This window comes from Moorena sp. SIO3I8 (genome assembly GCF_010692325.1).
Lineage (GTDB): Bacteria > Cyanobacteriota > Cyanobacteriia > Cyanobacteriales > Coleofasciculaceae > Moorena.
Genome location: NZ_JAAHHW010000500.1, coordinates 1 through 1016, shown reverse-complemented (window position 1 = coordinate 1016; position 1016 = coordinate 1). Strand labels below are relative to the sequence as shown.

The 1016-nt window shown below is 46.0% G+C and carries 1 protein-coding gene; it reads right to left on the bottom strand.

Annotated features, from left to right (window positions below; genetic code table 11):
• Positions 1–120: 120 nt before the first annotated feature.
• On the bottom strand, positions 121–927 hold the full coding sequence (locus F6K51_RS38200) for a GAF domain-containing protein (protein ID WP_293031611.1): 807 nt from the start codon (positions 925–927) through the stop codon (positions 121–123).
• Positions 928–1016 lie beyond the last annotated feature (89 nt).

The window sequence follows — 1016 nt, the reverse complement described above, 5'->3', positions numbered from 1 at the left end:
TTGAAACGGGCAAGATGCCCGTTTCATTTTCGGCTGGACTATCCCAACGCTGGCTACGAGGCGAAAAATAAGGGCAAGCCCGCCCCTAACGAACCCTACGCACCCTAGGCAACTGTTAATTCACGAACTAGTAATCTGTTGCGCCAATGAGCTGATAACCTTCAATTGTTCCTCACCAAAAGCGTCTGCTTCTGGACTAGCAATGGTAATTAGACCCTTGATTTTATAGTCATCAATCACTGGCACGCTCAGAAATGACCGCACTCCTGCCAAATCCAAACCCCCAGATACTATCCCCACTACCTGCCCATCGTTACCAATCACTGGTAAAGAAACCACAGCAACCCACAGGTTACTCTTCGCCCGAAAAACTGTCGATATATAGGTGCGTCCCTTGATAGCTTGTTGAAAATAGCGGCGATCGGAATAGTCCTTACCAATTAAATCTAATTCCGGGGCTTCTGGGTAGCGATAAATCATCACCCCCTGACGATTGATTAGACTCCAGCCCGCCAATCCAGCCATCGCGTTTTGCATCAGGGTGCTCTCTCGTAGTGCTTGCCCTAAGGCAGCAACATTTAGCGATCGCGTTTCCGAACAAAATGCTAGAAAACTCAGGGTAACAAACAGTCGTTTCAGGTCATTTGGGGCTAAATAAGCGACGGTTTCTGGGGCATCAGTTTCCTCTGATGCTACTAACTCCATCTGAATTTGGTCAGGTTGAAGGTCTAGGTCAGTTAAGCTAGCCAAGGTAATCAGTGCTAAAGCTCGCAATTGCTCAGCCGCAGTATTAGTTGACTGCTGACCTAGCACAATAAGCAACCGAGTCTTTTGCTCTTCTAGGAGTAGCATACCATAAATTGGTGGGTCAATGGTTGCCTTGATTTGGTCAAAGGTTGTTTGCCACACCGGTTGCTTGCCTGTCATAATTTTTGAAAAAAAATGTTTTTATATTAAGGGGCAATGATATAGTGTAAAGGGGATAAGCGCCTTAGATCTAGACCATATTTCTCAAA